Genomic DNA, 12,490 nt, shown 5'->3' on the forward strand with positions numbered 1-12,490 from the left:
GAATCAGTCTCCTAATGTATTAGCAAAAAAACGATACACTGTTCTAGAATGGTATACTTCCTCTGGATTTAAAATGACAGAAGGAAACTCTGGATGGTGAATTGCATCAGGAAATCCTTGCGTTTCCAGACAAACACCCAAATAATTCTCCGCTCTGACACCTGAAATTGAGTAAGGACCTTCTAGGAAATTCCCTGTATAAAGGACGACGCATGGCTGATCGGTCGTAACAAGGAGCGAGCGGCCGCTTTCATCATCGCTTAGGATCATCGTATTTTCTCCCTCTTGTCTAAAAACAAGCGGGTGGTCGTAACCCTTCCCGACAAGCACGTTTTGGGGATAAGATGAATTCAGCCCAGAACTCAACCTTCTGCCATGCTTGAAATCAAAGGGAGTATTTTTAGAATCAATCAACTTACCAGTAGGAATAAGATCGTCTCTCAACTCTAAAAATCGATCACTATCTAATTTAAGAATGTGCTCCGAACAATCTCTTTTTATATTTCCGCTTAAGTTAAAATACGAGTGATTTGTTAAGTTGACTAACGTTTTTTGATCCGTTTCGCTTTTATAACTAATATCGATTTCATTTTTATTGTTTAGAATGTACGTGACAGTGGTGTCTAAATTACCTGGATAGCCTTCTTCTCCGTCTGGACTATGGTAAAAAAACTTCAACCCGACAGCATTTTCTTTCTCAATGATTTCAGTTTTCCAAATCACAGAGTTAAAACCCTTCTTGCCTCCGTGCAGATGATTAGGGTAGTTATTGTCTGCAAGCTGATATTCTTTACCGCCCAATTCAAAACTTGCACCGCCAATTCTTCCAGCTACCCGGCCGCAAACTGCTCCGAAATACGGTGACCATTCTGTGTAATCTTCGAAGTTATCAAAACCAAGTACTACATTTTCAAAGTTTCCACGGCGGTCAGGGACGATGATTTTAGTAATTACACACCCGAAATTCAGACAAGAGACCTCCATGCCATAATCGTTGACTAAGGTATATTCTGTAACAGGCTCTCCCTCGTAACTGCCAAATATTCTATCTAATATTTTCATCGATATCACTCCATATTTTTACAAAGAATTAATAAAACGCTGGAACCCAGCTTGCCCTGCTTCGTCCCGCTTGAACACTCCTGCATCTTCCAAGACTCTTAAAAATTTCCTTCCTACTTCTTCTCTTACCAGGCTTTCCACATTCGCATCATTGGCAACATCTTGATAGCGGGATTTTAACACTTCCGCCCATTCTAAATGGTATTCGGCAATATCTGCCTCTTTACCGAGGATGTACTTCTCCACTTCTCCAAGTTCAGCCTTTAATCGTGCAGGTAAAACTGCCAGTCCCATTACTTCAATTAGGCCGATATTTTCTTTTTTAATATGATGTACATCGGCGTGAGGGTGGAAAATGCCCAGTGGATGCTCATCACTTGTTCGATTATTACGAAGCACCAAGTCCAGTTCAAACACATCCCCATTTTTCCGTGCAATCGGCGTCACTGTATTATGCGGCGTCTCTCCAGTTCTCGCCAAAATTTCAAGCGTCGCATCACTGTAATTTTTCCATTGCTCAAAAATATGTGAACCTGCTTCAACCAACTCACTAATTTGAGAAGAGCGAAGACGAATGACGGACATTGGCCATTTTACAACAGAACACTCAACATTTGGATGTCCAGCCATTTGAAATGTCCAATCATCTCCTGCTTTCGCCATCGCAAATTGATAATTTCCACCTTGATAGTGATCATGGGTTAAAATTGAACCGCCGACAATTGGCAGATCCGCATTAGAGCCAACAAAGTAATGAGGAAATTGCTCAACAAAGCTCAATAACCGTAAGAAAGACGTGGCACTAACGACCATATCGGTATGTTTTTCTGATAGGACAATACAATGTTCATTGTAATATACATACGGTGAATACTGGAGATACCATGGCTGATTTAATAGATTGACGCGAATCATTCGGTGATTGGAGCGTGCAGGGTGTCCGACTCTGCCTTCGTAGCCTTCATTTTCAACACAAAGTAAGCATTTCGGATAATCCGTTTTTTGTACCGACCGCTCAAGCGCGATACTTCTAGGATCCTTTTCAGGTTTCGATAAATTAATGGTAATGTCCAGTTCACCATAATCTGTGACGGTTTTATACTCAATATTGTTCCGAATCCGCTTCATTTGAATGTAATTGCTATTTTTACTTAACTCATAAAAATATTCTGTTGCTGCTTTTGGATTCTGTTTATATTTTTCATAAAACACATGATTGATCGTCGATGGACGTGCGATAAAGCAGTTCATTATTTTACTAGAAAATATCTCTTTTTCATCAAATAATTCTTCTATTATCCCTTGATTGCATGCATAGTCCACGATTAAATCGAGTAAATCAGGGATTTCAAAGCGGCCGCTCTCCGCCAGATTTACTTCCTTAAACTCGGCTAGCTTGAGCAATGCCAGAATTTGATTGCGCACATAGATTTCATCTTCCCGCTCAATAAGTTGAGTGGCAATCGCTTGATTAATTAATTGTTGTATTAGTTGATAAATCATTATGATCCCCTCTATTTCTGATATCCATTAGGGTGATGCTGGTGCCAGTTCCAGGCATTGCTGATAATTTGATGAATCGATGTTCTCGTAGGATTCCATCCCAATACCTTTTTGGCTTTTTCCGAAGAAGCTATTAAGGTACTCGGGTCTCCCGATCGACGTTCACCGATTTTCACAGGGATATCAATACCTGTCACTTCTTTAGCTGTCTCAACAATTTCTTTTACCGAGAATCCTTGACTTGATCCTAAATTAAAAATATTACTTTCGCCGCCATTTTGCAGATAGCGGAGTGCTAAGATGTGGGCATCAATTAAGTCCTCGACATGAATATAATCTCTGACACAAGTGCCATCAGCTGTATCATAATCCTCCCCAAATATCGTCACTGCTGTTCTTTTCTTTAATGCCGCTTCGAGGACAACTGGAATCAGATGGGTTTCAGGATTGTGGTCCTCACCAATTTGCCCGTCGCTTCTTGCCGAAGCCACGTTAAAATAGCGAAGTGATACAAAGTTAAGATCAAATGCCTTTTCACACCAAGACATCATTTTTTCCATTGCCAGCTTGGTTTCGCCATACGTATTCGTAGGAATGGTTGCGGCCGCTTCTGTAATCGGCACCACTTTTTGCTCTCCATAAACAGCTGCTGTTGAAGAAAATACGATGTGCTTGACGGCAAATTCTTTCATCATTTCAAGGACAATTTGTGTTCCGTATACGTTGTTATCAAAGTATTTTAATGGTTCTACCATCGATTCACCGACAAGAGAATTGGCAGCAAAATGCATAATCGCGTCAATACTTTCTTTTTCAAAAACAGAACGCATAAACTCGCGGTTGCGGATATCACCTTGATAAAAAAATGCATTTGGATGAACTGCATCCGCGTGGCCAGTTTGCAAATTATCAATGACAACGACTGAATACCCCTGATCAATTAACTGGTATACAGCGTGTGAACCGACATAGCCCGCACCGCCTAATACAAGAATGCTCATTTAAATCGTTTCCTCCAATCGAATTTCTTTTGCCCCATCACCAATGCTCGCTACATAAAATTCAGCCTCGTAGCCAATCTTGACAAGATAAGCTGCTCCTACATTCTCAATAAAGTTATCAACTTCTCCATTTCTAACAATCGCAATTGCACAGCCGCCAAATCCTGCACCAGTCATTCGCGCACCAAGAACGCCTGGCTGGTTCCATGCGGCCTCTACTAAACTGTCCAGCTCAATTCCAGTAACTTCATAATCATCACGTAAGGAAATGTGTGATTGATTAATGAGTTGTCCAAATGCTTCTAGATTACCTAATTTAAGTTCTTCGAGCGCCTTAATTGTTCTCATGTTTTCGTAGACTGCGTGCTTTGCCCGTTTACGAACAGTTTCATTAGTAATTAGATACTGATTTTCATCAAACTCTGCTTCAGATAATTGACCAAGCGCATCAATTGGCAGCTTTTGCTGAAGCTGCACGAGTGCCTCTTCACACTCCCCTCTTCTCTCGTTGTATTTCGAATCGGCTAATTCCCTGCGTTTATTTGTATTCATAATTAAAATCTTGTAATCTTCAAGGTGAATCGGTGCGTATTCATATTTCAATGTTTGACAGTCCAATAAAATACCTGCATCCTTCATTCCCATGCCAATCGCAAACTGATCCATGATTCCACTATTTACACCAATAAATTCATTCTCTACCCTCTTGCCAATCTTGATGAGATCTAGGCGCGGGATTTCTAAATTAAATAGGCCATTTACAAGCACTCCGGTTAAAAGCTCAATGGATGCTGACGAAGAAAGTCCTGCACCATTCGGAATATTCCCCTCGATTACACAATCAAATCCGAATGGAATATCATATCCCGCCTCGAGAATATAACGGATCATACCTTTGGGATAATTAGCCCAATTATGGTTCTTCTCATAGTCTAGTTCGCTTAAGTTAAATTCGATGATTCCTTTATCAGGAAAGTTGGTGGAGTACAGGCGAATCACTTTGTCCTCCCGCATCCTTGCTACAGCATAGGTACCATAGGTAATCGCACATGGAAACACGTGCCCGCCATTGTAATCTGTATGCTCACCAATTAAATTAATCCTTCCAGGAGAGAAAAAGGCTTGCTTGGGCAATACTTGAAACATATCTAAAAATACTTTATTAAGTGTGATTACGTTCATTTCAAATTCCTCCAGTAGTCAGGGACTTGGTAGTTAACTTTTTATTTTCATCATAATTTTACTACCCTTAGTAAAACTCTTCAAGTATTTTACTAAAAGTTTACTTAAAAATCACAAATATATTATGAGTATAATATGGTATTAGGTACTTTTCACTTGGTATTTGTGTTAAAATTAATAGTAATAAATAAGAAAATAATACCTTTTTAAACAACTGCTTAAGGGTACTAATGATAAAAAAGGCGTGATGTCATTTGAGTTTCGACCCCAAAACTGGAAGTTTCGAAAAAATGAAGTTACTTAATCAATCAACCGTTTTAAACATGATTCGATTAAAAGAACCAATTTCAAGAGCAGAAATTGCCAAATTAACAAAATTAACCCCACCAACTATAAGTTCATTGGTTGCTGAATTGATTGAAAAAAATCTTCTAGTAGAGGAACAATCAACAAGCGCAACGTCAGGCGGGAGAAAGCCCATTCTACTCCGGATTAATTACTCCGCTTATTATATAATCGGAGTTTATGCCGCAGCAGAGGTAATTCGTGTTATTTTAACCACAATGGACGGAAAGATTGTAACCGATTTCAGTAGAGATATTACCGAACTGCCAACTAAACCTGAATTTATGACCATGATGATAGAGTGCATTCATCATGTGCTGCAAACTAAACATATAGATAGAGAGTTAATCCTTGGTATTGGCATTGCCATGCATGGACTTGTTGATTCAGAGCAAGGCGTGGCCATTTTTTCTCCACACTTACATTTGGAAAATATACCTCTGAAAGAAAGAATAGAAGAAGAATTCAATATCCCTGTTATTGTCGAAAATGATGTACGAGCATTAGCAATTGCTGAAAGCTGGTTTGGGCAAGGGAAAGGCGTCTCCGATTTCATCTGTATTAGTGTGGGACGAGGGATTGGTTCTGGAATCTTTATAAATAACGAAATTTATAAAAGCACTTTTTATACAGCTGGAGAAGTCGGACATACTATTTTAGATGTGAATGGCCCCCTATGCGAGTGCGGTAATAATGGATGTTTAGAGGCCTATGCATCTGAAGTTGCTATCTTAAAAAAAGCTAAGGAAGAACTTAAAAATCATCAGGATACAATTCTCACAGAATGGTTGAAAAATAGCAGTACTGAGCTCTCCTTAAACATGGTCTATAAAGCTGTTAAGGAAGGGGATCCATTTGCTATATCGCTATTAGAAAAGGCCGGTCAATCCCTTGGACTAGCCGCAGCTAATATGATTAATATTTTAAAGCCTTCGAAAATAATAGTAGAAGGGGGTATTTTCGAAGTAGGAGATTTTGTTTTGTCCCAACTAAAAAAAAGGATAGAGAAATATACTTTTAAAAGCTCTCATGAAGAAATTAAAGTGGTTTGTTCCAAATTAGGGAAAACCGGTATGGTATTAGGGGCCGTGACATTAGTATTAAAGAAACTATTTAAAGCATAAGGTTAATAAAAGAGTTGGATCATAGGATTCAACTCTTTTTTTGTTCAATTTGTAAAAGTGTATTTAGTAACGGAATAGTATAACTGATCCTTTTCTAAAATTGCAGGTGGGAAATGTGGATGATTGAGCGAATCTGGAAGACCCTGTGTTTCTAAACATAAACCAAGGTACTTTCTTGAGGTAATACCTCGAATTGAAAAATCGTCTGCTAGCTGATTACCAGTGTAAAGAACGACAGCAGGCTGATTCGTTTCAATCATTAATCCTCTTCCACTCTCTTCCTCATACAGATAGATTTCCTTATTTTGATTATCCTCTAGTAGAAAAGGATGGTCATATCCATTTCCTGCAAGTATATTCTGAGCGTCATTTGTAGCAGTTCCATCGATAATCTTCCGTCCGAATCGAAAGTCAAAAGATGTATTTTCTACAGATAGAACCTCCCCTGTCGGTATCAACTCCTCATTCAACTCAAGGAATTGATTACTTTTTAGAGTTAACTTATGATTAAGAGCGTCTCTTTTTAAATTGCCGCTTAAATTAAAATAAGAATGATTGGTGACATTAACTACGGTTTTTTGATCGGAGACACCTTCATAAGATATTTGAAGCTCATTATTGTTATTTAAGGTATAGGTTATTTTCATCTTTAAATTTCCAGGATACCCTTCTTCCCCATCCTTGCTTAAATAAGTAAATACAAGGGCCATAGAATCTTTTTCTTCAATTACCTCTGTATCCCAAATCACCTTGTCGAAGCCTTTTATCCCGCCGTGCAAATGATTATCGTAGTTATTCTTTGCGAGATGATACGTGGTACCATCTAATGTAAATTCAGCATTAGCTATTCTGCCCGCATGCCTGCCGACCACAGCACCGAAATATGGAGAATGCTGCTGATATTCTTCGATTGTATCAAAGCCCAAAACCACATTTTCAAGTGTCCCGTTTCGATCAGGAACGAGGATCTTGGTAATCGTGCAGCCATAATCGATGGTACTTACTTCCATACCCTGATCATTAATCATCGTAAAAGTAGTTATTGTCTGTCCTTCAAGTTCTGCAAATTTTTCTTGTAACAAGTTCATTATTTAAACTCCCTTCGTTCCCGATGGTATAAAGAAAACTCGCCGACTGGCGAGCCTTCTTGAAATAATTTTATAAAAGCAAGCAGAATAACCTAACTTAAGCTTTCACAATATTAGAATGCCACATATCATTTATTTCTCTAATTTTTGCTAACTCACATTTTGGTTCTCTGTTATAAGATAACAATCCGTTGATTTCCTGCTCTACATCTGTTAACTGTGTATAACAATAGCCATGTAGACTCTTAGAAGCATAGACCGCTTCCATTACTCTGCGATAATCTGCAATAAACTCCTGTTCATCCTTCACAGATGTATAGCCCCATCCACTGTCTTCACCAACTTTGAAGCCAATTCCTCCGAATTCTGTTAATAAGATTGGTTCACCTTTATGTTCAAATCCGTCCGCATAGATTCCACGGCCAGCTGGTTTTGAGTTTAATAGATTCTCTTTTGTGAGCAAGGACTCTTTAAAATCCTCATATTTTACCTTTTCATCATTTGATCCATGATTGTAATTGTGAATCGCACAAATATCCGTTTCTGTAAGCTCCCATCCATCATTTGAGATGACTAAACGTGTTGGATCAAGAGAATGAATAAGGTGGTACATCGCTAAAGAATGGTGCTGCTGCTGTTTGTTAGCTTTAATAAAAGGCACTCCCCAGCTTTCGTTGACAGGTACCCATGCGACGATAGATGGATGATTGTAATCCCGTTCAATGATTTCAATCCATTCTTTGGTTAATCGAGAGGCAGCGTCCTCGCTATAGGACGGAAAGGCTGCACATTCTCCCCAAACCAGAAATCCTAATTTATCTGCCCAATAAAGGAAACGAGGATCCTCGACTTTTTGATGCTTTCTGCAGCCATTAAAGCCCATTTCTAAAGCTAATTCAATATCCTTTTTCAAATCGTCATCCGTTGGAGCGGTTAATAATCCTTCTGGCCAATAGCCTTGATCAAGAACTAATTTTTGATAATAGGGCTTATTATTTAAATAAACCATTCCATTTTCAATATGGATCTTTCTCATACCGAAATAGGATTCCACTTCGTCTAAAATTACCTGATTATCTTCATCTTTTAAAATGAATTTAATATCAAATAAATTTGGATTCTCTGGTGACCAATTCCAGCCGATAAGGTGAAAAGAAGTTCTGAAAATTTGGCGATTATATAAATTAATTGAACGCTTATTATACGGTTCAAATACCTCAATCGTATCCTTTGCTACCTTTTCACCCTGAAAACTAATTTCGATGTCTGCTTTTTTGTTAATAAATTCACCTGAGACCTCAAATTCTACAATTATATCTCCACGGTCAATGTCGGGTGTTAATCTTAATTTTGAAACATGTGTAGGACTAACCGGTTCAAGCCATACGGTTTGCCATATCCCCGTCGTTCTCGTGTACCAGATCGAATCCGATTGTTCAATCCAGAATTGCTTTCCTCTGGGAATCGTCTCATCGGTAGATGGATCTTCGACTCTTACAACAACCTTTTCATTGCCCCATGTTAAATGATCAGTAATGTCGACAGAGAAAGAAACGTTGCCGCCTTCATGAAAACAAGCATACTCTCCATTGACATAAACCCATGCACGGTAATCTACTGCCCCAAAATGCAGGAGAACTCGCTGATTATTCCAGCCTTTAGGCACAGTAAAATCTCGGGAATACCATACATAATCATGGAATGATGGATCATTAATACCGCTTAGTTTTGTCTGATAGGCAAATGGAACATTAATTTTCCGATCAAAAGTGTCCCCATTTTGAAACCACTTTTCCTTTAATCCAACATTGTTATCGTCAAAAGCGAAGTCCCATTCGCCATTTAAATTAACCCAATCTTTTCTGACCAATTGCGGTCTTGGATATTCATTACGAGGTACTGACATGCTGTTCTCCATCCTTCCTAATAAAATAATCCTATTTAATTCCCGATTGATTCACGCCTTTTATAAAGGAACGTTGACCAATGATAAACAGTAATACGGCTGGTATGGTTGCAATGGACGTTAAAGCCATTAACCTGCCCGGTGATGAAACGAAACTTCCTTGCTGCATAATGGCAATACCAGTTGTAATAGTTCTCATTTCTGGAGAATTTGTAGTTACAAGCGGCCATAAGAAGTCATTATATATACCCATAAATGTAAAAATAGCTAATGTCCAAATAACTGGTCGTGCAGATGGCAGAACGATTTTTACAAATACCTGCCATTTATTTGCACCGTCTAGGAATGCTGCCTCCTCTAGTTCCTTTGGAAAGCCTCGAAAATATTGATAGAGAAGAAAGACACCAAATGAATTTGCAGAATATGGAAGAATTAGTACTGCATAGGTATCTAATAGACCGAACTTATTAAACTCCATATATAGTGGTAAAAACGTAATAACCCACGGAATCGTCATTGATCCAATAAAGATGCTAATTAACAATTTTTTAAAAGGAACATCTAAACGGGCCAGACCGTATGCTGCCAGTGTATCTACAACAAGAACAATTAGAGTTCCAATAATCCCAACAAATAAGGAGTTGCCCATCCATTGTAAGACAGGTGTATCTGAATTTCCTCCTAAGCTATACTGATAATTTTCAAGAGTAAATACTTTCGGAATCCACTTTAGACCTGCCGTGAATGCTTCCTGATCTGTTTTAAAAGAAGTAGCCAGCATCCATAAAATTGGAACGATAAAAATCAAGCCAACGATAATCGCAAGAATAACAATGAAAATTTTAAACGGTGTTTTTTGCACGCTGAACTACTCCTTTCGGTTTGTGATTCGGAATTGCAATATTGAGATAACGATCATAATCAAGGCCATAAGTAATGACATGGCGGCTGCATTCCCTAATTGCCGCTGCTTAAAGGCTTCATCGACAATATTCATTAACAGAACTTTTGTTGAAGTCCCTGGACCTCCCCGTGTCATTAAATATGGCTGCCCGTATATATTAAAGGAGGCAATCGTTGATGTAATGACGACAAATAGCATCGTAGGTTTAATACTAGGTAACGTGATATGCACAAATCGCTGCCAGCGGTTGGCGCCATCAAGAGAACCCGCTTCATATAGTTCTTCAGAAACATCATTTAGTGCATTGATAAAAATAACCATGTTAAAACCAATCGTCCACCATAATGTCGCAATAGCAAGTGAAATCCAGGCCCACGGCATGTCTGTTAACCATGGAATTAATGGCAGATTCATCTTTTGTAAATATTGATTAATTAATCCACTGTTTGTATCAAGAATCCATAACCAAATAATTGCTACGACCGAAACAGAAACAGAATAGGGAATAAAGTAAACCGTACGAAAAAAACCTTTAAATTTACCAGGCAGTGCATTTACTAACAATGCTAAACCTAATCCCACTACAACCAATAAAGGAACACTATATACAACGAATTGGAAGGTGTTTTTAAGACCCTCGAAAAACAGTTCATTAAGATATGAATTAGAGTCAAAGATTTTTGTATAATTCTTAAATCCTACAAATTCATGGACAGGGTTTAATAAATCCCAGTTATGCAAACTTATCCATGCTCCATAGCCAATAGGAATTAAAAGAAAAACAACAAATAACAGCAAGTAAGGGATTACAAAAAGACTTGAAGTCAATTGGGATTTCCAACTTGTATTTCTCATTTACCTTCCTCCTTTCTATTACCTACTAGTGGAAAAACAAGAGACGAACAGGTATTCAACCTACCGTCCGCCTCCTTTAATGATTACTTATTCATTACTTGTTCTGCCTTTTTATTCGCATCATCTAATGCTTTTTGCGGATCCTTCTTGCCTAGAAGAGCAAGGTTAACTTCAGCCCATAGTGGGTCAGACAATTGACCCCAGTTGGCAACGACAGGAGCAAACTTAGCATATTCAAATTCTGAAGCTACGATCGGCTGTTGCTTCATACTTTTAAATTCTTCACTTTGTTCATAAATTGCTTTTGAAGCTGGTGCTTGTCCTGATTTTGCCCACTCCATTGTGTTTCCAGCAACATATTTTAAGAAATCAGTAATACCATCTATTTTTTTAGAATCTGTTACAGTAGCAGGAATCACGAAATTATGTCCATTCGCATAAACCGCTTGTTGTTTAGTGCCTAATTGTGGTACAGGAGCAACACCATAGTTTATTCCAGCCTTATCCCACTGCTCCATCATCCACGGGCCATTTAGGTGCATCGCGTTTTTACCTTGTAAGAATAATGTTACTTCACCATCTTGTTGAACATTTTCAGGAGAAACCTTTTCTTTTTGAATTAAATCACGATAGAATGTTAGCGCTTCAACAGCTTCTGGGCTATTGTAGTTTGGCTTACCATCCTTCATTAATTCTCCGCCATTTTGGAATAATAGAGTTGGGAAAATGAATTGGTTTGGCCATAGAGTTGGTACAACAAAACCATATTGATTCTTACTAGAATCTGTTAGTTTCTTTGCAGCTGCTAAGAACTCTTCACGATTTGTCGGCGCCTTTTCTGGATCTAAACCAGCTGCTTTAAATAAATCTTTATTATAGTACATTACTAATGGATGAATATCTAAAGGAATGGTATAGTGCTTACCACCAATATCGCCAGCCTTCCAAGCAGTTTCAGCATAATCTTCCGCTTTAACACCTGCTTTTTCGACTGTATCAGTTAAATCTTTTAATAAATTCTTATCTGCATAATTTTTTAGCTGATCAGTATGCATGATTAATACATCTGGAGCATTTTTTTGACCTGAAAAGGCAAGGTCAACAGTTTTATAATAGTCAGACTGCGGCACAATTTGGAAATCAACTTGATACTTAGATTGTGATTTATTGTAGTTTTCAACAATCGTCTTCATACGTGGACCATCCGCACCAGAGAAAGGTGCCCAATAAGTAATTTTTTCCCCTTTTCCGCCTTCTGAATTATCTTTGTCCTTCGCACTTGAACATCCTGCTAAAGATCCGAGTGCTATAGCAGCAGTTAAAGCTATACCAAGCCATTTCTTTTTCTTAACCATTTTTATCCCCCTTAGTTAGGTAAAAATTTTTGGTTACTTCTAGGATGAGGAAATATTTACAAATTATGTGCTCCTCATTAGTTAATTAAATTAATTTACTTTCTGGTATTATCATAATATTGTAAGCGCTTTTTGTCAAATACATATTTTTTAAGATTTTAATTT

The 12,490-nt window shown here is 38.1% G+C and carries 10 protein-coding genes; 1 reads left to right on the forward strand and 9 read right to left on the reverse strand.

Annotation, left to right across the window (positions count from 1 at the left end):
- Positions 1-3: 3 nt before the first annotated feature.
- The 4 genes from FS608_RS25315 to FS608_RS25330 are packed head-to-tail and all read right to left on the reverse strand — an operon-like array spanning position 4 to position 4,748.
- Positions 4-1,062 carry an aldose epimerase family protein gene (locus FS608_RS25315; RefSeq protein WP_144555343.1) on the reverse strand — a complete coding sequence of 353 codons (1,059 nt, stop codon included), beginning with the start codon at positions 1,060-1,062 and terminating at the stop codon, positions 4-6.
- Between the two features lie 18 nt (positions 1,063-1,080).
- Entirely contained in the window at positions 1,081-2,565 is a 1,485-nt protein-coding gene (gene galT / locus FS608_RS25320) for a UDP-glucose--hexose-1-phosphate uridylyltransferase (protein WP_186328892.1), read from the reverse strand.
- 11 nt (positions 2,566-2,576) lie between these two features.
- Positions 2,577-3,566: a UDP-glucose 4-epimerase GalE gene (galE, locus tag FS608_RS25325; RefSeq protein ID WP_144555345.1), complete on the reverse strand. Its 990-nt coding sequence runs from the start codon at positions 3,564-3,566 to the stop codon at positions 2,577-2,579.
- Positions 3,567-4,748, reverse strand: coding sequence for a galactokinase (locus FS608_RS25330; protein ID WP_144555346.1), 1,182 nt, complete (start codon positions 4,746-4,748; stop codon positions 3,567-3,569).
- 290 nt (positions 4,749-5,038) lie between these two features.
- Between FS608_RS25330 and FS608_RS25335 the strand changes: the two genes are divergently transcribed.
- Entirely contained in the window at positions 5,039-6,217 is a 1,179-nt protein-coding gene (locus tag FS608_RS25335) for an ROK family transcriptional regulator (protein ID WP_260871818.1), read from the forward strand.
- 44 nt (positions 6,218-6,261) lie between these two features.
- Here FS608_RS25335 and FS608_RS25340 read toward each other — a convergent pair whose 3' ends face one another.
- The 5 genes from FS608_RS25340 to FS608_RS25360 all read right to left on the reverse strand — a co-directional run bounded on the left by FS608_RS25340 (position 6,262) and on the right by FS608_RS25360 (position 12,325).
- Entirely contained in the window at positions 6,262-7,305 is a 1,044-nt protein-coding gene (locus tag FS608_RS25340; protein ID WP_144555348.1) for an aldose epimerase family protein, read from the reverse strand.
- A gap of 97 nt (positions 7,306-7,402) precedes the next feature.
- On the reverse strand, positions 7,403-9,211 hold the full coding sequence (locus tag FS608_RS25345; RefSeq protein WP_144555349.1) for a glycoside hydrolase family 2 protein: 1,809 nt from the start codon (positions 9,209-9,211) through the stop codon (positions 7,403-7,405).
- Between the two features lie 31 nt (positions 9,212-9,242).
- Positions 9,243-10,073 (reverse strand): carbohydrate ABC transporter permease, encoded by an 831-nt coding sequence (locus FS608_RS25350; protein ID WP_260871819.1) that lies wholly within the window; start codon positions 10,071-10,073, stop codon positions 9,243-9,245.
- Positions 10,074-10,079: 6 nt separating this feature from the next.
- Positions 10,080-10,970, reverse strand: a complete 891-nt coding sequence (locus FS608_RS25355; protein ID WP_144555350.1) for a carbohydrate ABC transporter permease — start codon at positions 10,968-10,970, stop codon at positions 10,080-10,082.
- Positions 10,971-11,053: 83 nt separating this feature from the next.
- The gene (locus FS608_RS25360) at positions 11,054-12,325 is read right to left on the reverse strand and encodes an ABC transporter substrate-binding protein (RefSeq protein ID WP_144555351.1); all 1,272 of its coding nucleotides are present in this window, start codon (positions 12,323-12,325) and stop codon (positions 11,054-11,056) included.
- Positions 12,326-12,490 lie beyond the last annotated feature (165 nt).

The organism is Bacillus sp. X1(2014), from assembly GCF_007678255.1.

Coding starts and splice junctions, on each gene's coding strand:
- FS608_RS25315 (WP_144555343.1), bottom strand. CDS start 1,062: ATGAAAATATTAGATAGAATATTTGGCAGTTACGAGGGAGAGCCTGTT.
- galT (WP_186328892.1), bottom strand. CDS start 2,565: ATGATTTATCAACTAATACAACAATTAATTAATCAAGCGATTGCCACT.
- galE (WP_144555345.1), bottom strand. CDS start 3,566: ATGAGCATTCTTGTATTAGGCGGTGCGGGCTATGTCGGTTCACACGCT.
- FS608_RS25330 (WP_144555346.1), bottom strand. CDS start 4,748: ATGAACGTAATCACACTTAATAAAGTATTTTTAGATATGTTTCAAGTA.
- FS608_RS25335 (WP_260871818.1), top strand. CDS start 5,039: ATGAAGTTACTTAATCAATCAACCGTTTTAAACATGATTCGATTAAAA.
- FS608_RS25340 (WP_144555348.1), bottom strand. CDS start 7,305: ATGAACTTGTTACAAGAAAAATTTGCAGAACTTGAAGGACAGACAATA.
- FS608_RS25345 (WP_144555349.1), bottom strand. CDS start 9,211: ATGTCAGTACCTCGTAATGAATATCCAAGACCGCAATTGGTCAGAAAA.
- FS608_RS25355 (WP_144555350.1), bottom strand. CDS start 10,970: ATGAGAAATACAAGTTGGAAATCCCAATTGACTTCAAGTCTTTTTGTA.
- FS608_RS25360 (WP_144555351.1), bottom strand. CDS start 12,325: ATGGTTAAGAAAAAGAAATGGCTTGGTATAGCTTTAACTGCTGCTATA.